Origin of the sequence: Nitrospira tepida, from assembly GCF_947241125.1 — a bacterium.
In the GTDB taxonomy this organism is placed as follows: Bacteria; Nitrospirota; Nitrospiria; order Nitrospirales; family Nitrospiraceae; genus Nitrospira_G; species Nitrospira_G tepida.
The window spans coordinates 3,180,952-3,200,591 of record NZ_OX365700.1 but is presented as its reverse complement, the minus strand read 5'-3'; the positions used below and the strand labels follow the sequence as shown (position 1 = coordinate 3,200,591).

The following is a 19,640-nucleotide window of genomic DNA, read 5'->3' as shown; positions in this document are numbered from 1 at the left end:
GATGAGGCTGTTGTCGCTACCCTATGAACTGGCCTCCCGATGCCGGGCCGCCTGCTATCGTGGGGGACTGCTGCGCACCAACCGGTTGCCCGTGCGGGTGGTCAGCATCGGCAACCTCACGGTCGGCGGAACGGGCAAAACGCCGATGGTGATCTGGACCGTGCAACAGTTGGTGGAGCAGGGCCGGAGGGTAGCCGTGCTCAGCCGCGGCTATCGACGCAGTAGCCAAGAGGCTCATCTGTTGGTGTCCGACGGGCACCATCTCTTGGCCAACCCGCTGGAGGCGGGCGACGAGCCGTTTCTGATCGCCCGTCGGTGCCCAAGGGCCATCGTCGCCGTCGGCCGGGACCGGTATGAGCTGGGCCGTTGGCTGTTGAATCGCGTTCCGATCGATGACATGGTCCTGGACGACGGATTCCAGCACCTGTCGCTCTGGCGGGACCTCAATCTGCTGTTGATGGACGCGACCGACGTGGAGGGGCTGAAGGGCCACTTTCCGTTCGGGCGTCTGCGGGAACCGTTGACCGCCGCGGCGCGAGGTTCGACCCTGATCATCACCCGCGCCAGCGAGGGGAACGGAGGACAGAGGGTGGTCAGGCTCGTGGAAGAGGCGCTGGGCCATCGAATCGTTCCCGTGGAAGTCGATTTCGTGCCGGAGCGCCTCGTCAATATCCGGCAGGGCGCCGAGATGGACGGAACCGCCGCCAAGGGCAAGACCGCCGTCGCGGTCAGCGCCATCGGCAATCCAGCCTCGTTCGAGCGGGTGCTTCGTGAGATGGGCCTGGAGATCGTCCAGCACGTGAAGTTTCGAGACCATCACGCCTATCGCGCCGCAGAAGTCGAGGCTGCCCAGAGGCGGGCGGAGGCTTGCGGCGCCGACCTCATCGTGACGACCGAGAAGGACGCCTGCAAACTGGCGGAATTGGTCGGTCTCGGCCATACCTGGTGGGCCGTGCGGCTGGAACCTCGGTTCAAATCCGGCGAGGCGACCCTCCTGGCAATGTTGAACGAGCGGTTCTTCTGATGCCTGCCAGGACCATGACGTATCGCGATGCCGCGCAGATCCTGCTTCGCGTCCCCAATTGGCTTGGGGATGCGGTGATGTGTGAACCGGCGATCAGAGCCCTTCGCCGCATCTCTTCGGAGGCTCGCCTGACGGTACTTGGCCGGCCTTCCATCGTCGAGTTGCTGGACGGCCATCCGGATGTGGCGGAGTCGATGGTCTACGACCACCGGGGCCGGCATCAGGGGCTCTGGGGAAAATGGCAACTTGCCCAAGAATTACGCGGCCGGAAGTTCGACCTGGCGGTCCTGTTTCAAAATGCCTTTGAAGCGGCCTTCATCACGGCCCTGGCCGGGATTCCCAGACGTTACGGCTACGCGACCGACGGGCGGGGATGCTTATTGACCACCGCCGTGCCGAAGGTTCGCCATGTGCCTCATCAGGTGTCCTACTATCTGGAACTGCTGCGGCAACTCGGCTGTGAAACCGAACCCTGCGCGCCGAGACTCTATCTCAAGCCTGAAGAAGAGGCGGCGGCTGCCGCCCGGCTGGCCGAGTTCGGTCTGCAGGCCGGAGCAACCTTGATCGGGCTCAACCCCGGGTCAACCTATGGCACGGCCAAACGGTGGTTGCCGGATCGTTTTGCTGAAGCGGCGTCCAAGATCGCCGCGTTCTGTCGCGATCGCACCGGCCGTCCGGCGCAGGTGGTGATTGTCGGCGCTCCAGGGGAAGAGGAGCTGGGTGAGGCCATCGCGCGACAGATCGAAGCCCCGACGATGGTCCTGTCCGGCCGGACCTCGGTTCGGGAGCTGATGGCGATCACGAAACGATGCCGGCTTTACCTGACCAACGACACGGGGCCGATGCATATCGCGGCGGCCTTCGGCGTCCCGGTGGTGGCGGTGTTCGGCCCGACGGATTGGCGCACGACCGCGCCGTTCGGCGACGGTCGCGCGGTGGTGCGGACGTCGGTGGAGTGCGCGCCCTGCCTGTTGCGCGAATGCCCGATCGACCACCGTTGCATGACCGGCGTGACGGTGGAGCAGGTCGTGGCGGTCGCTCGACAGGCGATGATGTCCTGCCCCCAGACTGGCGATGTGACCACTCAGCACCCAGCACTCAGCACCCAGCACTCTGGACTTGATCCTGCGCACTCAGCGCCCAGTACTCAGCATTCACCTCTCAGCACCCAGCACTCAGCACCCAGCACTAATCTTCTAACCGGCGTGACCGTCTTCCTCGACCGGGACGGCACGTTGAACCGGGACACGGGGTACCTGAATGACCCGGAGGCGTTTGAGCTATTGCCCGGGGTCGGGGAAGCGCTCGCGCGCCTGTCTGCGGCCGGCGCCACATTGATCGTGGTCACCAACCAATCGGGCGTGGCCAGGGGCCTCATCACGGGACAACAACTCAAGGCGATTCACAAACGGCTTGGCGACCAGTTGGCGCAGCAGGGGGCGGTATTGACGGGCCTCTATGTCTGTCCGCATCATCCGGATGACGGCTGTCGTTGCCGCAAGCCCGAGACGGGACTGATCGAGCAGGCCTGTCGCGAGCACGACCTTGATCGGACGAGCCTGTATGTCCTCGGCGATCGTGCGCGCGACGTCATAGCGGGACAGAGGGTCGGAGCCGGAACGGTGTTGCTGTTGTCCGGCGAGGACAGCCGGCACGATCTGGCTCGGATGCGCGATGAGGGTCGGCCACCCGACCATGTCGCCGAGAGCATGGCCGAGGCTGCGGACTGGATTCTGCGCGATCGGCTCAGCCGCCGCGACCTGGCGCTTCAGCTCAAAGGAGAAGGGGATCGCTCCGGTGCCTGAGTCCATGAGAGAAGTCTCCCTCCCCGATGTCCGGCGCCTGCTGGTGGTCAAGCCCAGTTCGCTCGGCGATATTGTCCATGCCTTGCCGGTCATCCCATTGCTGCGCGCGCGGTTTCCCCAGGCGGAGATTTCCTGGCTGGTCAAGGAGCAGTGGGCCGGCATTCTTGAGCGGGTGGAAGGGATCGATCGCATCTGGAGGGTCAAGGATCGATGGACCGGCTGGCTGGCGATGATGCAACGGCTCCGATCACACCGGTTCGACCTGGTGATCGACTTGCAGGGGCTGTTACGTAGCGGTGTTTTGGCTTGGAGGACCGGCTGCCCGGTCCGGATCGGCTTCGAGAGCGCGAGAGAAGGGAGTCCCTGGTTCTATTCCCATCGCGTGCCGGTCCCCGATCCTGATATCCATGCGGTGGATCGGTATCTCTCCGTGGCGAAGTATGTCGGCTGTGTCGTTCCGGACCGGGTTCGCGTTCCCTTTGTGTTCCAGCCGGAGGATGAAGCAACCGTGAGGGCGCGACTCTCTCAAGCCGGCTTGGGACCGCGGAGCCGGTGGGCAGCCATGAACGTTTCGGCCCGCTGGCCCACCAAGCGGTGGCCGCGCGGGTCGTTTGTCGAGGTTGCGAACCGGCTGATACAGGAAGGTTGGGACGGGGTCATCGTGATCGGCGGGGAGGAAGATCGAGCCGAGGCCGAATCAGTCGTTCAGGCGGTGCGGGGTCACGCCGCCAACCTTGCCGGCGAAATCCCGCTGCGTCTGCTCCCGGCCCTGTTGCGGGAAGCCGGTTGCCTCGTCACGAACGATTCCGGTCCCATGCACGTGGCTGCGGCGGTCGGAACACCGGTCGTCGCCCTGTTCGGTCCGACGAGCGAGGTCCGCACCGGCCCCTATGGCCTGGGCCATCACGTCTGTTCAATCACCCTGCCCTGCCGCCCCTGTTTCAGCAGGACCTGTCGCCATACGGTCCATCTCGAATGTCTGACCCGCATCACGCCGGCGGAGGTTGCGCGGCAGGTGGATCGCGTGACGAGCGGCTCGGCGGTCTCGCTCACCTCATGAAACTGTTTGTCCTTGAATCGAGCACGACGGTCGGCGGGCAGGAACTGGCCGTGATCCTCCATGCCGAGGGTTTGCGGAAGCGCGGGCATCAGGTCACGATGATCCTGGAGCCAGGCAGCCCGATCATGGATATGGCCAAACGGGAGGGCATTCCCGTCGTGGGGCTCTGCATGAGGCGGTGGCGCTATCCCTCCGCGATCCTGACGCTCCGCCGGCTGTTGATGCAGGAACGGCCGGCCATCGTGCATGTCAACAGCTCGCGGGACAGTTGGATCGGATCGTTGGCCGCCCGGCTGGTGGCGCCGCGCCCGCCGGTCATCAGGACCAGGCATATTTCGACCCCGCTCAACCGCAACCTGACCACCGGGCTTCTGTATCAGCGGCTGCTCGACCTGGTCATCGTCACCGGCGGAGAGCTGACCCGCCGCGGGCTGATTGAGCGGGACGGGCTGGCGTCCGACCGTGTCGTGGCGTTCCCGATCGGCATCGACGTGGGGGTCTTCAAGCCGGGAGCTTCCACGAAGGATCTTCGGGAGGAACTGGGGCTCCCACGGACGCACCTCCTGGTCGGATTGATTTCTTATCTGCGCTCCTATAAAGGACATGAATACTTCATCGATGCGGCGGCCCGGATCGCGGCGCGCGATCGGGATGTCACCTTCGTGGTGGTCGGACAAGGGCCGGAAGAGGCGAGACTGCGGGCGCGCATCCAGGAACAGGGGGTCGGGCATTCGGTGCGGATGCTGGGCTATCGGGACGATCTGTTGAACGTCTTCCACTCGCTCGATGTCTTTGTCATCCCGTCTGTAGAGGGGGACACGATTCCGCAGGTGCTCATGCAGGCGATGGCGGTAGGGCTGCCGGTCGTGTCGACGACGGTGGGTTCCATTCCGGATGTCGTGAGAAACGGAGAAACCGGGTTCGTCGTGCCGCCCCGTGATGCCGCCGCGCTGGCGGACCGGATCCGCCTGTTGTTGAACGACCGCGAGCTGCGGGCGCGGCTGGGCGCGGCGGGGCGATCCCTCGTCGAGCGGCATTATTCCCTGGATCGGATGTTGGACGAGCTGGAGCGGGTGTACCGCCGCGCGGCTGACATGGCCGCTGCCAGGTCATGATGGAAACCGCGTCGCCGAAGGTTTCGGCCGTCATCATGGCCTACAACGACGAGCCGAACATGCGGGCCTGCCTGGAGTCGGTGACGTGGGCGGATGAAATCGTCGTGGTGGATTCCTTCAGCACGGACCGAACGGCGGTGATCGCGAAGGAGTTCACCGACAGGATTTTTCAACACGAGTTTCGAGGGTTCGGCCGGCTCCGGAACGAGGCCACGGCCCGAGCCTCGCACGACTGGATCTTCAGCCTCGATACGGACGAGCGCGCCACGCCGGAGGTGCGCGATGAAGTGCGGCGCACGATGGTTTCCGGTCAGGCCGATGCCTATTTCATTCCGCGCAAGAATTTTTTTCTGGGCCGGTGGATCCGCCACTGCGGCTTCTATCCCGACTACCGGCAGCCGCAACTGTTCCGCAAGGGGAGCGTTCGGTACCGGGAGGGGGATGTCGTGCACGAAGGGTTCGACATCACCGGCAAGGCGGGGTATTTCACCCAGGCGATCTTCCAATACCCGTTCCGCAATATCGATCACTACCTGGCCAAGATGGACCGGTATTCGGACCTGATGGCCAGGCGCATGGCCGCGCAGGGCCGCCGGTTCCGCCCGCACCAACTGGTCAGCCACCCGCTCTTTACGTTTCTGAAGATGTACGTCGGCAGAAGCGGCTGGCGTGACGGGATGCCGGGGTTGATCCTCTCCGGCTTGTACGGCTACTACACCTTCCTGAAGTACGCGAAGTTTTGGGAGATTCAGGTGAGTGGCTCAAGTAAATGTTTAGCTTCAAGTGGGAAGGGGTGAAGGCCAGCAAGTAATGAAGGTCAGCGGGTTCACATTCTGTCGGAACGCGGTCAAATACGACTATCCGGTGACGGAGTCCATCCGATCCATCCTGCCGATCGTCGATGAATTCATCGTCAATGTCGGGCGGTGCGAGGACGGCACCCGCGAGTTGATCGAGTCCATCAACGATCCGAAGATCCGGATCATCGACTCGGTGTGGGACGAGACCTTGCGGCAAGGCGGGCTGATCTATTCGCAACAGACGAACATCGCCTTGTCCCATTGCCGCGGGGACTGGGCGTTCTACCTCCAGGCCGACGAAGTGATTCATGAGGACCATCTGCCGGGCATCGTCCGTTCCATGGCCAGGCACGTGAACAATCCGGCGGTGAAGGGCCTCCTCTTTCGCTACCTGCATTTCGTCGGCGATTACTGGTCCCTGAACCCCTGGTACTACCATAAGGCGGTGCGGATCATCCGCAACAACGGCGAAGTCGAATCCTGCGGCGACGCGGTCGGCTTTCATGAGAAGGCGACGCAGCGCTATCTGCAAAACGGGCCGAAGGAATGGCTCGCCTCATCCGGCGCCCTGGTGTTCCATTACGGCTGGGTCAAGGCTCCGGTGACGATGACGGCCAAGAAGCGGGAACAGACCGCCGTCTACCACGGGGACGCGCCTCCGCCGTCGGAGTCACGTTGGTTTACGTCCGAGGCGGCCGAGTTCGAGCACTATGACATCCTCAAGGATTTTCGCGGCCGCCATCCGGCTGTGATGCAGGACCGGATCGCTGCGGCCCGGCGCTTGAAACCGAGGGTCAATCGATGGCTCAACTGGCGTTTTTATAGGGAGATTGCGCAACGTGGATTCCGAGGGTAAACCGATGCCGGCGGTCACTGCGCTGGTCATCGCCAAGAACGAGGCGCACAACATCCCGGCCTGTCTGGAGTCCGTTCAATGGGCGGGCGAACAGATCGTGGTGGACGCCCAGAGCACGGACCGGACGGTGGAGCTGGCTGAACAGGCCGGCGCCCGTGTCTTCGTCCGGCCTTGGCCAGGGTACGGGCCGCAGAAAAATTTCGGGATCGAACAGGCAAGCAGCGAGTGGGTACTGATCGTGGATGCCGACGAGCGGGTGCCGGACGCCCTTGCGCGCGAAATCCAGACGGTCCTCGCCGCGGAAGTCCCGGCGGACGTGGCGGCCTTCGAGGTCCCCAGGCGCAACTTCTTTTACGGCCGCTGGATCCAAGGGGGAGGGATGTATCCGGATCATCAAATCCGGCTGATCCGGCGAGCCGCTTGCCGGTACGACGATACCAAGTTGCATGAGCGGCTGCTGTTCCAAGGGCGCGTCCTCCGGCTGTCGAATCCGATGGATCACCACACGATGCCCACGGTGGCCCACCACGCGCGGAAGGTCGTCGCCTATTCCACGCTCGGCGCCGCGGAGAAGCTCAAACGCCGGTCCCGCGTGACGGCGGCTCAGATCGCCGGCCATCACCTCGGCACGATCGCCAAGACCTATGTCCTGCGGGGCGGATGGCGTGACGGGGTGCACGGCCTTGTGGTCGCGCTGTTTGCCGGCATGTTCACGTTCCTGAAATACGCCAAGGCCTGGGAGTCGATCGCGGCCGGCGACGGGGGGGACCGGTGAGGGTCGGAATCTATGCGACGCCGGCGGTGCGGGACCGGGGAGGGATCGGGTGGTACGTCTATTACCTCCTGCGCGGGCTTCTGCGGTTGAACGAAGATTTCGAGTTGGTCTGTTATGTCGATCGCGGCTCGCTCGATCTCGGCAGGCTCGATGCCTGGGCTTCCGATCCACGGGTACGCTGGCGCGAGACCCCGCGTTGGGCGATCAAATTCCGGGCGCAGCGGGACGGGCTGGACCTCTACCATGGGACCAACTTTCGCCTGCAAACGGTCGGGCGGTACGGAGGGGTCGTGACGATCTACGACGGATGGCTGGACCGCCATCCGGAATATTCCACGCGATTGTTCGGCCAGCGCAGCGCGGCCTCCCGGACCAGCCGCGCGGTCTGGCGGGCGCGCAAGGTCGTGACGATCTCGCAATTCTCGGCGCGGGAAATCACGGAGCTGTACGGCCTGCCTGCGGAGCGGATCGAGGTGGTCTATTGCGGCGTCTCGGAGGAGTTCCGCCCGCTGCGCGATCCTGCGGCGATGGCGATGTTGCGCGAAAAACTGGCGCTCTCCCCTGACGAGGGATTCGTGCTCTTCGTCGGAGGCGCGGATCCGCGCAAGAATCACCGGGTGTTCCTACAGGCGGCGGCTGGGCAAGCTGCGCGGCTGGGGCGGCGCAAGCTGATCCTGGTTGGGGACCCAGTCCACCGGTTCGGGAATTATCTGGAGACCGCGAAGGCCGTGGGGCTGGAGGGTCGCGTCATCTGTCCGGGACGGGTGTCGGGGATGGAACTTCGGCTGCTCTATTCCCACGCGGATCTGTTTGTCTTTCCGTCCCTCTATGAGGGGTTCGGCATGCCGGTGTTGGAGGCCATGGCCTGCGGGGCGCCGGTGGTGACCTCCGACCGCTCGTCCCTGCCCGAAGTTGCCGGGGATGCGGCCCTGTTGGCGAACCCGGACGACCCCGCGGAGTTGGGGCAGGCTATGGCGCGGGCCCTTGAGGATCGCGCCTTGCGGGACTCTCTGGTCGCAAAAGGCTTTGAGCGGGCCAAGCTGTTCAGGTGGGAGGAATCGGCCCGGCAGGTCATGCGCGTCTATCGGGAACTCTGCCCTCCGGCCTGCTCCTCCGGTTCCTGTTCGTCCGGAAACGCCGCGTCCGGCGACCCCCACCAGCACCGGCCGCGCATCGTGAGCCAGTCTCTCGCACCGGATCGTTCCGTTGGGCCTGCTCTGGTGCCGCGCCCGATGTCGATGCGGAATATTCTGCTCCTGAAGCTGCGCTACATCGGGGATGTCCTGCTCGCCACCCCGATCCTGCGGGCTCTGCGTCAGGCGCTTCCGGATAGCCGTGTGACGGTTGCGGTGTACCCCGGGACTGAAGACGTGCTGCGGCACAACCCTGACGTGGCGGAGGTCCTGCTCGTCGATCGAAGCCGCTTCGGCACGCAGGCGCAGTTCTATCACGAGGTCCGGAAGCGAGGGTTCGATTGCGTGATCGACATGACCGGCAACGACCGGGCCGAATTCACCTGCCTGTTGAGCAACATTCCGGTCCGCATCGGATTTCGTGAATCGCGGCGGTGGCGGGGCTGGCTGGCCTACACGCACGAAGTCGATTCGCCTCCGGAGGGCACCCATCGAATCAGCCGGGATCTGGCGCTGCTGGCCCCGCTCGGGATCACGGCCAAGCCGGAACCTCCGACGGTGTGGTTAACGAAAGAGGAAGAGGAGCAGGGCGGGCGGTTGCTCCAAGAATTGGGCATCTCACCGGATGGCCGGCTTCTCGTCATGTTCCATCCCGGCGCCCGATACTGGTTCAAGGCCTGGCCGGCCGAGCGGTTTGCCCAGTTGGCCGATCGGCTCTCTTCGGAGGCCGGTTGTAGGGTCTTGATCGGCGGCGGCGCGCGGGAGCAGGCCGTGGCGGCTCAGATACAGGAACTGGCCCGCTGTCGCCCGATCAATATCACCGGACGAGTCGATCTCAGGCAGTTCGCCGCCATCGTGAAATGCTGCGCCCTATACATCGGCAACGACAATGGCTCGATGCACCTGGCCGCAGCCGTCGGGACGCCGGTCATCGGGCTCTTTGGGCCGTCTTCCCCCTCGGAATGGACGCCGTACGGGACGGCGGAGGTGACGACCATCTACAAGGGGCTGGATTGCAGGGACTGTTACCATCCCACCTGCATGCGCGGCGAGCAAAGCTGCATGAGGCAGATCACGGTCGACGAAGTGTTTGAGACGGCACGACGCCTGTTGTCCATGCCGTCAGGAAGCCGGGCACAATCCGTCGGCGACGGCTCACAGGAGCGATCCGCATGACGGTCCGGCGCTTCATTGACTTGTTCGGGTAACGGCGAGCCAACCGGCCAAGGCGTGATTGGTAAAGATGACCAGGGAGAGCGGCAGGCCGGTGGTTCTCGATCTTGGGTGTGGAAAGAACAAAGTCGAGGGAGCCTGGGGAGTCGATGTGCGAAGGGAACCCGGCATTCATGTCGTGGCCGATATCGAGCACCGGCTTCCGATCAAGACCAGCTCGGTCGACGTGGTCTGGATGAGGCATGTGATTGAACATGTGCGCGATCTGATCGGTTTGATGGAGGAGGTCTCCCGCATTTGCCGGCCTGGCGGGAAGGTGGAAATCGTCGTGCCCTACTACACGTCCCGCGGCGCGTTTCGTGATCCCACTCACGTGCGGTACATCACCGAGGATACCTTTCAATACTTCGAGCCCCCGACTGACTATGGAATCAGGACCGATTTCCGGGTTGAGCGGATTGCCTATGATGTGCGCAAGCCGTTCCGGTGGTTGCCGGCCTACATTCAGAAACGGTGCCGCCGCTATCTGTGGAATGTGGTCGATAACATGCATGTCACGCTTCGCGTGGACAAAGTCGGGACGCCCTGAACGACAGGGCCGCCGGAAACAGGGGGCGGCGGAGGGGACGAAGCGATCCGGAGCGAGGCGATGGGAAGGGTGAGGGACTTTCTGGTGAAGATCGGATTGAGAGCGCCGCGGCCGTCTCGGACGATCATGGGCAACAATCCCGACTACCAGGGGTTCTCCATCGGCGAATGGAGCTACGGCCATCCCCGAGTCCCGCGGGGCGAGGACGGCACCACCTTGACAGTCGGACGGTTCTGCTCCTTTGCCTCCGGGGTGACGATCCTGACCGGGTTCAATCATCGGACGGATTGGGTTTCGACCTATCCGTTCCAAGTCATGGTGGGCGACAAGATGCGCTTGCCTTACCCATCGGTCTCGAAGGGAGATGTGGTCATCGGGAACGATGTGTGGGTCGGAACCGACGCGCTGATCCTGTCCGGCGTGACCATCGGAAACGGAGCCGTGATCGGGGCGAGAAGCGTGGTTACGAAGAATGTGCCTCCTTACGCAATCGTGGCCGGTTCGCCGGCCCGGGTCGTGAAATATCGATTCGATCAGCAGACGATCGAGGCGTTGTTGGCGATCGCCTGGTGGGATTGGCCGCCGGCGAAGATTGAGGAGGCGCTGCCGCTCCTGATGTCCTCCGACCTGAAGGCCTTTATCCGGCGCTACGGGGTGCCGCAACCGTGAAATCTCCGGCCTTGTTGTCCCGGCCCCGCGAGGGGCGACACACGAAGATCCTCTTCGTCCACGGCATCGGCGAGATCGGCGGGGCCGAGCGGGAGCTGCTGGCCTATGTCGAGCACTTGGGATCGTTCGGGTATGTTCCGGCCGTGATTTGTCCGGAACGCGGCCCCCTGGCGATGGAGCTGAAGCAGCGCGGCATCCCGGTCCACGGCGCTGATTTCCCCGCCTGGAGAAAGATGTGGAGCTTCCCTCGCCGAAAGCCGGCGGTTCGCCTGTTGCGGCATCTCATCGAGGACCTCAAGCCCTCCCTGATCCATGTCAACGATCTCTGGTGGGTCCCGCAGACCCTGCGCGCCCTCCATGCCGCTCGCGTTCCGGTGGCGGCGCATCTCAGGCAGGACCTGGACGTGTCCAAGGTCGCCCAATATGAACTGGCCAGGTTGGACTGTGTGTTGGCGGTATCCACCCAGGTGGCCGGCACGTTGGAGGCGGGCGGCGTGAAACGGGACCGCATCCGTGTGCTGCACAGCGGACTCGACGGCCGCTGGGTGGGCGCGGAGATGGACGGAGCCGGGTCCGCTGTACGGCGCCGGCTGGGGATCGCCGACCACGCCGTCGTGATCGGCACCGTGGGCAACATTTTTCCGCGGAAGGGCTACGACATCATGCTCCGCGCGCTGCCCGAAATCCTGGCCGCAGTGCCGGATGTCCATTATCTGGTTCTCGGACAGGGCGATGAGGAACATGAGCGGAGCTTAAGGCTCCAGTGCCGCGATTTGGGCCTGACCGGCCGCGTCCATTTCCTCGGGTTCGAGCGGCAGGTCCGAGCCCTTCTTGACGCCATGAACCTGTACGTGCAGCCCTCCCTCATGGAGGGATTCGGCATTGCGGTGCTGGAAGCGATGGCGAGGGAAAGGGCGGTGGTGGCCTCCCGGACCGGGGGCTTGCCCGACATCGTCGTGAACGGAGAGACCGGGTTATTGGTGCCGCCCGGGGATGTCGGCGAACTGGCGCGGGCCGTCACGGCCCTGCTGAAGGACCCTGACGGTCGCAAGGAAATGGGACGGAAAGGCCGGCAGCGGGTGATGAAGCAATTCACCGTGGAGGCCATGATGAATGGCCTGTCCTCCGTCTATGCCGGGCTCATCCAGGGGCCGGTGGAACCGTCTTCCATCGGAGCCCCGCTGTGAACCCCGGCCCGGTGGTTGCCGGGGAGCCGTCCGCGACGGCGGGCTCCGGCCTGATGACCAGTCTGGTGATCCCGGTCTACAATCAGCTCGACTATACGCGCCGGTGTCTGGATTCCATTCACCGCTGGACCGATGTTCCTATTGAGGTGATCGTCGTGGACAATGCCTCGGCGGACGGCACGCGCGACTATTTGAAGACGGTGCCGGCGCAGGTGATCGCCAACGACAGCAACCTGGGCTGCGCCAAGGCCTGGAACCAAGGGGTCCGGGCTTCCACGGGCCAGGTCATCGGCATCCTCAACAACGACATCGTGGTGACGCCGGGCTGGTTGAGAGGCTTGCTGGCGTTCATGCAGAGCGGCCGCTATGGCATCGTGTCTCCATCGGCCCGCGAGGGGCCGCTCGATTATGATCTGGAACGGTATGCCGCGGAGTTTACCCGCCGGTGCGCCGGGGCCATTCGAAAGGAGATCTACGGGGCCTGCATGCTGATCGACCGCCGGGTTTTTGAGCAGGTCGGACTGTTCGACGAAGCCTTTACCTACGGCGGCTGCGAAGACGTGGATTTTCTCTGGCGCGCCCGTGAAGCCGGATGGCAGGCGGCGATGACCGGCTCGGTGCTGATCCACCACTTCAGCATGGTGACGCAGGACGCGATCAAGAACAAACAGAGCCGGACCTATCCGACCGCCAACCTGGCCCATTTCACCGCCAAGTGGAACCGGACTGTCCGCGGCAATTGGCTGGAGCGCCGCTGGACCGGCTTGCGGAGCGTTGTGACCGCCCGCTATGAGCGGCTGAGATACGGCCATGCCTTGATCGAAAAACCGACGCCGGCGGGCGCGTCGGCCTCAGGGATCAAGCCGACGCCGTAGCCGGTCGCGACGGGGATTTTCTCCATCATGAAAATCGTCATCGCCGCATGGCACGTGAGGGACTTCAACGTCGGGTTGGGCCGCTACGCGCGGGAGCTGATCGAAGCCATCGGCCGCGTCGATCGGGAGCACGACTATCTGGTGTTGATGCCGCCTTCGGCCTGTGCCTTCACGGCCCGTCCCAACATGGTCTATCGCACCGTCCGCATTCCGTTCTTCCGGCGGCGCGTGTGGGAACAGGTGGCGCCGCTGGCGGCGGGAACCTACGACGTGTTGCATTTTCCCTATGATTCCTGTATCGCATGGAAGCGCGGGAAGTTCGTCGCGACGATCCATGACTTGAAACCCCTGGTGCTTGCCCATCATCGTCCTCGGCCAAGCTTCAACGAGCGGCTGTTTTCTCTGGTGATCGGAGATCGTTGGGCCCGTCTCGACCACGTGGTGACCGATTCCCTCTGCTCGCAGGGCGACATTCTCCGCCTCCTCCCGGTTGAGGAGGACCGGGTGACGGTCGTCTATCCCGGCGTGGACCAGCAACGGTTTGCGCCGGCGGCGCGCTGTGAGGAGAGGGAAGGGGCGAAGCCCTATGTGCTGTGCGTCGCGGGAAAGGATCCGACCAAGAATGTGGAGACGCTCATCGACGCCTTCGCGCGTTTGCCCCAGCCGATCCGCCAGCGCCACGATCTCGTGCTCGCGGGAGATGTGGGAAAGCGCGCCGACGTGGTTGACCTCGTGACCCGATTGGGCCTCACGGACTGCGTGCTGTTTCCCGGACCCGTGTCGGACGACCGGCTGTTGCGTCTCTATCGGCAGGCGCGGCTTTTCGTCTTCCCCTCCCGCTACGAAGGGTTCGGCTTGCCGGTGTTGGAAGCCATGGCCTGCGGCTGTCCGGTGATCTCCTCCAACGCCTCTTCCTTGCCGGAGGTGGTGGGCGATGCGGGGGCGCAGGTGGACCCGGACGACGTGGAGGGACTGGCTCGGGAGATGCGCAGCCTGCTGAGCGATGAGAGCCGCTGGGAAGAGCTCCGGAAGCGCGGTCTCGTCAGGGCGAGGCAGTTCTCGTGGGATGAGACGGCCCGCCGGATGGTCGAGGTCTATCGCAAGGTGGCGGCTCAAGCGTAAGCCGTCCGCGGAGATGGCCGTCCGAATCGCGGCCGGCTGGTCTCATCCATGAGTCTGATCAAACTTCGAGGGGGAAACTCATGAAAGGCGTCGTGCTGGCTGGGGGGCTCGGAACCAGGCTGCTTCCGTTGACCAAGGTCACCAACAAGCATCTGCTCCCGGTCTATGACCGGCCGATGATTTACTATCCGATTCAAACCCTCGTGAACGCCGGCATCAACGAAATCATGCTGGTGACGGGCGGCAACAGCGCGGGAGACTTCCTGCGGTTATTGGGAAACGGCAAGCAGTTCGGCCTCCGGCATCTGAACTATACCTATCAGGAGGGCGAGGGGGGGATTGCCGATGCCTTGCGGCTGGCCGAGCACTTCGCTGACCGGAACCCGATCTGCGTCGTGCTCGGAGACAATATCATCGAGCGCAATATCCTGAAGGCGGCGGAGGCCTTTCGCGCGCAGCGGACCGGTGCCAAGATCCTCCTCAAGGAGGTCAAGGACCCCCAGCGGTTCGGCGTCCCGGCGCTGGACGGCGACAAGGTGATCCGGATCGATGAGAAGCCGAAACAGCCGGCCTCTCCCTACGCCGTGACGGGCATCTATTTTTACGATGCGCAGGTGTTCGAGATCATCAAGACGCTGAAACCGTCGGGACGGGGAGAGCTTGAGATCACGGACGTGAACAACGCCTATATCCGACAGAATGAACTCACCTGGGACAAACTGGAGGGCTGGTGGACCGACGCCGGGACGATCGAATCGCTGTTCCTGGCGAACCAGTTTGTCGCCCAGACGGGAGCCAACAGGATGGGATAGCCGCGCGTCCGCGGACAGAAGAAGAGGCGGGATGGTGGAACAGGCTCAGGCTGACATACGTCGGATCAGCGCGCCGGGCATCTTCGAGAAGGTCATCGAAATCCTGTCCGCCCGGGGACCGTTGGACGGCAAGAGAATTCTGGACGCGCCGGCCGGTGAAGGGGCCTTTGCCCAAACCTTGCTGCGGCGTCGGCTCGGGCTGGAGATCTCCTGCGGCGATCTCGATCCGCAACAGTTCAAGCTTCGGGAGGTCGCCTGTGCGAAGGTGGATCTCAACCGGACCTTGCCCTTTGCGGATCGCAGTTTTGATCTGTACACCTGTATCGAGGGGATTGAGCATCTCGAAAATCCCTTTCATCTGGTGCGCGAAGCCAATCGGGTCCTGCGGCCGGGAGGCAGCCTCGTGGTGACGACGCCGAATGTGGCCTCGATTCGGTCTCGGCTCCAGTATCTTCTCTATGGAGCACCCAACACGTTCGATTACATGGCCGGGCCGGCGTGGCACATCAATCCGGTCAGTTACATCGAGCTCAGACATATCCTGGAGAACAACGGCTTTGTGGTTCAGACGGTTGAGACCAACGAGCTGTCCAAGACCGGATCGTGGCTGCATCAATGTCTCAAGCCCTTGATCCGATCGCGGGGGAGAAGCTGGGTGAAGAACAATCCCAAGGCGGCCCAGGTCCGGTCGGTCCTGTTGGACGACAAGCTTCTGTTCGGCGACATCCTCATCGTGCAGGCCGTCAAGATCGATGCCGTCCCGGGATTAGTGGCGGAAAAGGGTATAGTCGCCTCGGAGGTCCATGTCAGCCCGCATGATTCACGGTAACTTCTACTGTATCCTCCGAAGATGACCCTGAACACAGATACGTGGAGGTTTGAAGTATCATCCGAGCAGTAGATTCCCTCTTACACACGCCATCCCGCCTAAGCCGCTGAGGATCTCCCATAACGGCCAAACGACCACGTTCGTCTATGACGGGGATGGTGGGCGAGTGAAGAAGATTGCGGGCACCACGACGACCCGCTACATCGGCAAGCTCTATGAGTGCGACAATACGAGCTGCACGCGATTCATCTTTGCAGGAAATACGCGCATTGCGACTGTGGCGGTCAATACCGGTGCCATCCATTATTGGCATCAGGACCATTTGGGTTCCAGCAGCGTCATCACGGATAACACGGGCGCTTTGGTGCAGAGGCTGGCGTACTATCCGTACGGAGCGACGCGCACGAATCAGAGCAGCGCCAATCCGACGGTGGATGTCCCGTACAAATACACGGGCAAGGAGTTGGACAGCACAACGGGGCTCTACTACTATGAAGCTCGTTACTATGACCCGACCCTGGGGCGGTTCATCTCGGCGGACACGATCGTTCCGAATCCCCGCGATCCGCAGGATTTGAATCGTTACACCTATGCGGGGAACAATCCATTCAAATATACGGACCCAACAGGACACTTCAAACTCAAGAAGTTCCTCAACAAGACGTTAGGGGACAAGGGAATCACTGCATTAGGGCTTGCCATCCAAATCTTTGGCGGGCCAGTGTTTTCCGCTATATTGCCTAGCACATGCGGAATGCTAAACAGTTGCGGTTTTGTAGTTGGCGGGGCAGTTCTTACTCAATCACGATCGGGAAGATATGTTCTCGCTGGTGAAATCGTAGCTGGTTCCATTATTGCCTCAATACAGTGCGGGGGGTGTGGAGCAGGTCTCGGCATGGCACTCGGATCGACACTGGGAGGAGGATTTGGAGGGTATAGTGCAACAAAGAGGGGTGGAGATCTTAGTAGCGGCATTCTATTCGGGGCAGGGGTCGGGGCTATAACGGGAGCGATCCAAGGGATGGCGTGGGAAGTACCTTATGGAGATAGTTTCTTTGACTTGCTAACCATTGCCGCTGTTGGGAACCGTATCGGAGCCGGTGCACTGGTAGGAGGAGGGATGGGCGCCACCGTTGGATACGGCGGTGGAGCCGGGGACTGGGACACAATCTCTGTCAGCGCATTACGGGGTGCCGCTACCGGAGCTTCTCTGGCGGCGCTTCTTTCTGGGGCAGAGTACTTTTTAGCCAATACGATTCCAGCTGGCGAACCAATTCTTGGTCCCGGTAACGTTCTGCAAATCGAGCCGTTAACGAAATCAAGCGGAAGCAAACTCGCACTTGGCATCCCAGGAATGCCGGAGGCCGCGTTGGCGGTCGGTTCGGGGATGGAAGTTATGGAAAGTACATTGTCGAAATTTCTTTCTCGGGAGATACCAAAGTTTTTTGAGAAAGGCTATCATTGTATCTTGGGTATAGACGGATCGAAGTGCAGAAGTGGTTCTGGTGCAGTTGTAAACAGTCCTCCCCAGCAAAGAGGCGAGCCATTCTAGCCTTCTTAGCAAGGTCAAGTCCCCCGCTTGCTGGAAATTGGTGAGCGGGATGCGGATTGAGTGACTCGATGTTTCTCCGTGAATTCCCGGTCGAGTTCCTCCCGAAGCGTGAGCAATTGTTTTCGCTCGAAGTCGGTGAGCGCCACCCGTTGCCACGTGCCGCTGGCTCGCTGGAGCGCCGCATACATGAGCTTCAGGACGGCGCGTTCGCCAAACGCATGCGGGATCGTGTGGCTGCGGCGGCGTTCCTCCAGAAACAGTCGTTCCAGTAAATTGGTCGTGCGGGTCGCCCGCCGGTGCGCCACGGGCAGACGCAAATAGGTGATGCACGCGGCAAAATCATCATCGAAACATTTCACGCCGCTGGGCAGCTCGTTCGCGTAGGTGTGCCGAAACTCGTCGGCGGCGAGCTCGGCGGTCTTCGGGCTCGAGGCGTGATAGGCGGCCAGCGCCATCGCCTTCACCTCGCGCCACCGCTCGGCCGGCACCTTCGTTTCAAGGTTTCTGAGCTTGTGCGCCAAACAGCGCTGCCGCAGGGCGCGCGGCAAACATTCTTCCACCGCGCGAATCAGCCCGGGCGCGCCATCGGTGACGACGAGCACGGGATCCGCGAGGCCGCGGGCTTTGAGGTCTCGCAAGAAGTCGCTACAGCACACCGTGTCTTCCTTGGTCCCCGGTTGCAGTCCCAGGAGCACTTTGGTGCCGGTCATCGTAATCGCCCAGGCCGCCAGCACCGCCTCGCGAGGTTGCCCGAGATGGAGTCGCTCGGCGACGCCGTCGATGAACAGATAGGCGACCTCGATGCCGGAGAGATCGCGGCGGGCAAACTCCTGATAGTCGGCCCACAAGGCCTCGCACACGCGGCTCGCGGCGGAGCGACTGAGCAGGCAGCGCCCATCGGCGCCCGTGAACGCCGCTTCGATATCGCGCATGGAGAGCCCGCGGGCATACATCTCTACGGCGAGCCGTTCCAGTTCCTCGCTCTTACCGCCCAGCGCCGCGCGAATCTCTGATTGCCAGCCCTCGATGCCGCGCACTTGCGGGACACCATACTCAATGACGCCTTCGGCAGTTTTCAGCCGTCCGACTCGTACCCCATTGCGATACCCGCGCGGGGTTCCGGGGGCCTCTGCCATCGGTCCGCGCTCATAATAGCCCCGGCTCAGGCGCTCACTGACTTCGGCCTCCAACGCTTCTTCGATCATCAGGCGGACGGCTTGCCGCACAAACACACTGGTGTCGATCTCGCCCGGGTCGCCTGCCAACATCTCTTTCAGCCTCTTGCGCGTGCCGACGCTGCTCGGTACTCTTGCCATGGGGATGCTCCTTGTTGGTTGTGATTCGAACGCCGCCAGACGTTCAAACCGGTGAGGATGCATCCCTCTCACTTTTCCAGCAAGTCTAAGACTTCACCCTTAGCAACTCAAAATGGGCTTAACAAATGCCTTCGCGACCTTATGTTCTTTAGTCCTACTCGAAAGCACAGCTTGGTCTCTTTATTGGGTACCGTTGTTCAATCATTGAGCCTCCTCAAGCCGATTGTGGCCTTGCTGGTCGCCGTGCTACTGATGTCTAGCCTAGGTTGCGTAGGAATAGTAAATTCTAGTCGCAGCGTGCCCCATGTAAGCGCCCAAGGCAAGAGTACAGGCGTTCTGTCCTGTTCATTGAAGCTCAACGTGATTCCGCTCAATGCTGAGGTGTTCGGAATGATGGGTCTGATTCTGCCTATTATTCCAATCTGGCACAATCATGCCCAAGATCATTTTTGGGTTCTGCTAACATTGAATTCCACGGATGGAGCGATTCGATTTGACCCGAAAGACATCGTCCTGGTCACCGAAGAGGATAGGCATTTGGTCGCTGTCTCAATGAGCGGCCCTCATCCAGTTCAGAAAGGTCGTCATACCTCGCTTGAGGCGCTCCTTGACATGAAGAATCCATCCTATATCGTCGACTCACTCATTATTTCGGAGGAGGTGCTGGTCGGCTTGATGTTTCAAACCCCAACACTCCCCCCAGATCGACAATTTAAAGTGATCATAGACAGAACTCAGCGCCATGACTGTGCACACGATCCAATCCTGATTTCATTTGAAAGGAGACAAAGTAGGGAGTTCTATTTTTCGATTCTCGATCCCGTTACCATTCGCAAAGAATGGGTGATAGAGAATCCGTAGCACTGGTGCTAGGAGCTTGTCCGACATTGACCTGAGCACAGCATGGGCATTCCGGTTAATCCCATCTACGCACAGCTACAGACGGAT

At 62.3% G+C, this 19,640-nt stretch carries 18 protein-coding genes; 17 read left to right on the top strand and 1 reads right to left on the bottom strand.

Annotated features, from left to right (window positions below):
* Window position 1 precedes the first annotated feature (1 nt).
* From lpxK to QWI75_RS15065, 16 genes are all read left to right on the top strand, one after another.
* Window positions 2-1,024: a tetraacyldisaccharide 4'-kinase gene (gene lpxK / locus QWI75_RS15140; RefSeq protein WP_289269421.1), complete on the top strand. Its 1,023-nt coding sequence runs from the start codon at window positions 2-4 to the stop codon at window positions 1,022-1,024.
* Complete coding sequence (waaF, locus tag QWI75_RS15135) at window positions 1,024-2,829, top strand: lipopolysaccharide heptosyltransferase II (RefSeq protein WP_289269420.1); 1,806 nt, start codon at window positions 1,024-1,026, stop codon at window positions 2,827-2,829. The genes lpxK and waaF (QWI75_RS15135) overlap by 1 nt, the downstream gene beginning before the upstream one ends.
* A 4-nt stretch (window positions 2,830-2,833) precedes the next feature.
* Window positions 2,834-3,889: a lipopolysaccharide heptosyltransferase II gene (gene waaF / locus QWI75_RS15130; protein ID WP_289269419.1), complete on the top strand. Its 1,056-nt coding sequence runs from the start codon at window positions 2,834-2,836 to the stop codon at window positions 3,887-3,889.
* Window positions 3,886-5,004: a glycosyltransferase family 4 protein gene (locus tag QWI75_RS15125; protein WP_289269418.1), complete on the top strand. Its 1,119-nt coding sequence runs from the start codon at window positions 3,886-3,888 to the stop codon at window positions 5,002-5,004. Before waaF (QWI75_RS15130) ends, QWI75_RS15125 begins: the two co-directional genes overlap by 4 nt.
* Window positions 5,001-5,801, top strand: a complete 801-nt coding sequence (locus QWI75_RS15120; RefSeq protein ID WP_289269417.1) for a glycosyltransferase family 2 protein — start codon at window positions 5,001-5,003, stop codon at window positions 5,799-5,801. Before QWI75_RS15125 ends, QWI75_RS15120 begins: the two co-directional genes overlap by 4 nt.
* A gap of 13 nt (window positions 5,802-5,814) precedes the next feature.
* Window positions 5,815-6,660 carry a glycosyltransferase gene (locus tag QWI75_RS15115; RefSeq protein ID WP_289269416.1) on the top strand — a complete coding sequence of 282 codons (846 nt, stop codon included), beginning with the start codon at window positions 5,815-5,817 and terminating at the stop codon, window positions 6,658-6,660.
* A 4-nt stretch (window positions 6,661-6,664) separates the two neighbouring features.
* A complete protein-coding gene (locus tag QWI75_RS15110) occupies window positions 6,665-7,435 on the top strand; it encodes a glycosyltransferase family 2 protein (RefSeq protein ID WP_289269415.1) in 771 nt (256 codons plus the stop codon).
* Entirely contained in the window at window positions 7,432-9,744 is a 2,313-nt protein-coding gene (rfaQ, locus tag QWI75_RS15105) for a putative lipopolysaccharide heptosyltransferase III (protein WP_289269414.1), read from the top strand. The genes QWI75_RS15110 and rfaQ overlap by 4 nt, the downstream gene beginning before the upstream one ends.
* A 67-nt stretch (window positions 9,745-9,811) precedes the next feature.
* Window positions 9,812-10,330 (top strand): class I SAM-dependent methyltransferase, encoded by a 519-nt coding sequence (locus QWI75_RS15100; RefSeq protein WP_289269413.1) that lies wholly within the window; start codon window positions 9,812-9,814, stop codon window positions 10,328-10,330.
* Between the two features lie 60 nt (window positions 10,331-10,390).
* Window positions 10,391-10,999 carry a CatB-related O-acetyltransferase gene (locus QWI75_RS15095; protein ID WP_289269412.1) on the top strand — a complete coding sequence of 203 codons (609 nt, stop codon included), beginning with the start codon at window positions 10,391-10,393 and terminating at the stop codon, window positions 10,997-10,999.
* Window positions 10,996-12,186 (top strand): glycosyltransferase family 4 protein, encoded by a 1,191-nt coding sequence (locus QWI75_RS15090; protein WP_289269411.1) that lies wholly within the window; start codon window positions 10,996-10,998, stop codon window positions 12,184-12,186. The genes QWI75_RS15095 and QWI75_RS15090 overlap by 4 nt, the downstream gene beginning before the upstream one ends.
* On the top strand, window positions 12,183-13,061 hold the full coding sequence (locus QWI75_RS15085; protein ID WP_289269410.1) for a glycosyltransferase family 2 protein: 879 nt from the start codon (window positions 12,183-12,185) through the stop codon (window positions 13,059-13,061). The genes QWI75_RS15090 and QWI75_RS15085 overlap by 4 nt, the downstream gene beginning before the upstream one ends.
* Before the next feature lie 27 nt (window positions 13,062-13,088).
* Entirely contained in the window at window positions 13,089-14,183 is a 1,095-nt protein-coding gene (locus QWI75_RS15080; RefSeq protein WP_289269409.1) for a glycosyltransferase family 4 protein, read from the top strand.
* 80 nt (window positions 14,184-14,263) lie between these two features.
* Complete coding sequence (locus QWI75_RS15075) at window positions 14,264-14,995, top strand: sugar phosphate nucleotidyltransferase (RefSeq protein WP_289269408.1); 732 nt, start codon at window positions 14,264-14,266, stop codon at window positions 14,993-14,995.
* Window positions 14,996-15,026: 31 nt separating this feature from the next.
* Entirely contained in the window at window positions 15,027-15,824 is a 798-nt protein-coding gene (locus QWI75_RS15070) for a class I SAM-dependent methyltransferase (RefSeq protein ID WP_289269407.1), read from the top strand.
* A 166-nt stretch (window positions 15,825-15,990) separates the two neighbouring features.
* Complete coding sequence (locus QWI75_RS15065) at window positions 15,991-17,376, top strand: RHS repeat-associated core domain-containing protein (RefSeq protein ID WP_289269406.1); 1,386 nt, start codon at window positions 15,991-15,993, stop codon at window positions 17,374-17,376.
* Window positions 17,377-17,390: 14 nt separating this feature from the next.
* On the opposite strand, the gene QWI75_RS15060 is transcribed toward QWI75_RS15065, so the two are convergent.
* A complete protein-coding gene (locus QWI75_RS15060; protein ID WP_289269405.1) occupies window positions 17,391-18,692 on the bottom strand; it encodes an IS256 family transposase in 1,302 nt (433 codons plus the stop codon).
* A 390-nt stretch (window positions 18,693-19,082) separates the two neighbouring features.
* Between QWI75_RS15060 and QWI75_RS15055 the strand changes: the two genes are divergently transcribed.
* A complete protein-coding gene (locus tag QWI75_RS15055; RefSeq protein ID WP_289269404.1) occupies window positions 19,083-19,553 on the top strand; it encodes a hypothetical protein in 471 nt (156 codons plus the stop codon).
* Window positions 19,554-19,640 lie beyond the last annotated feature (87 nt).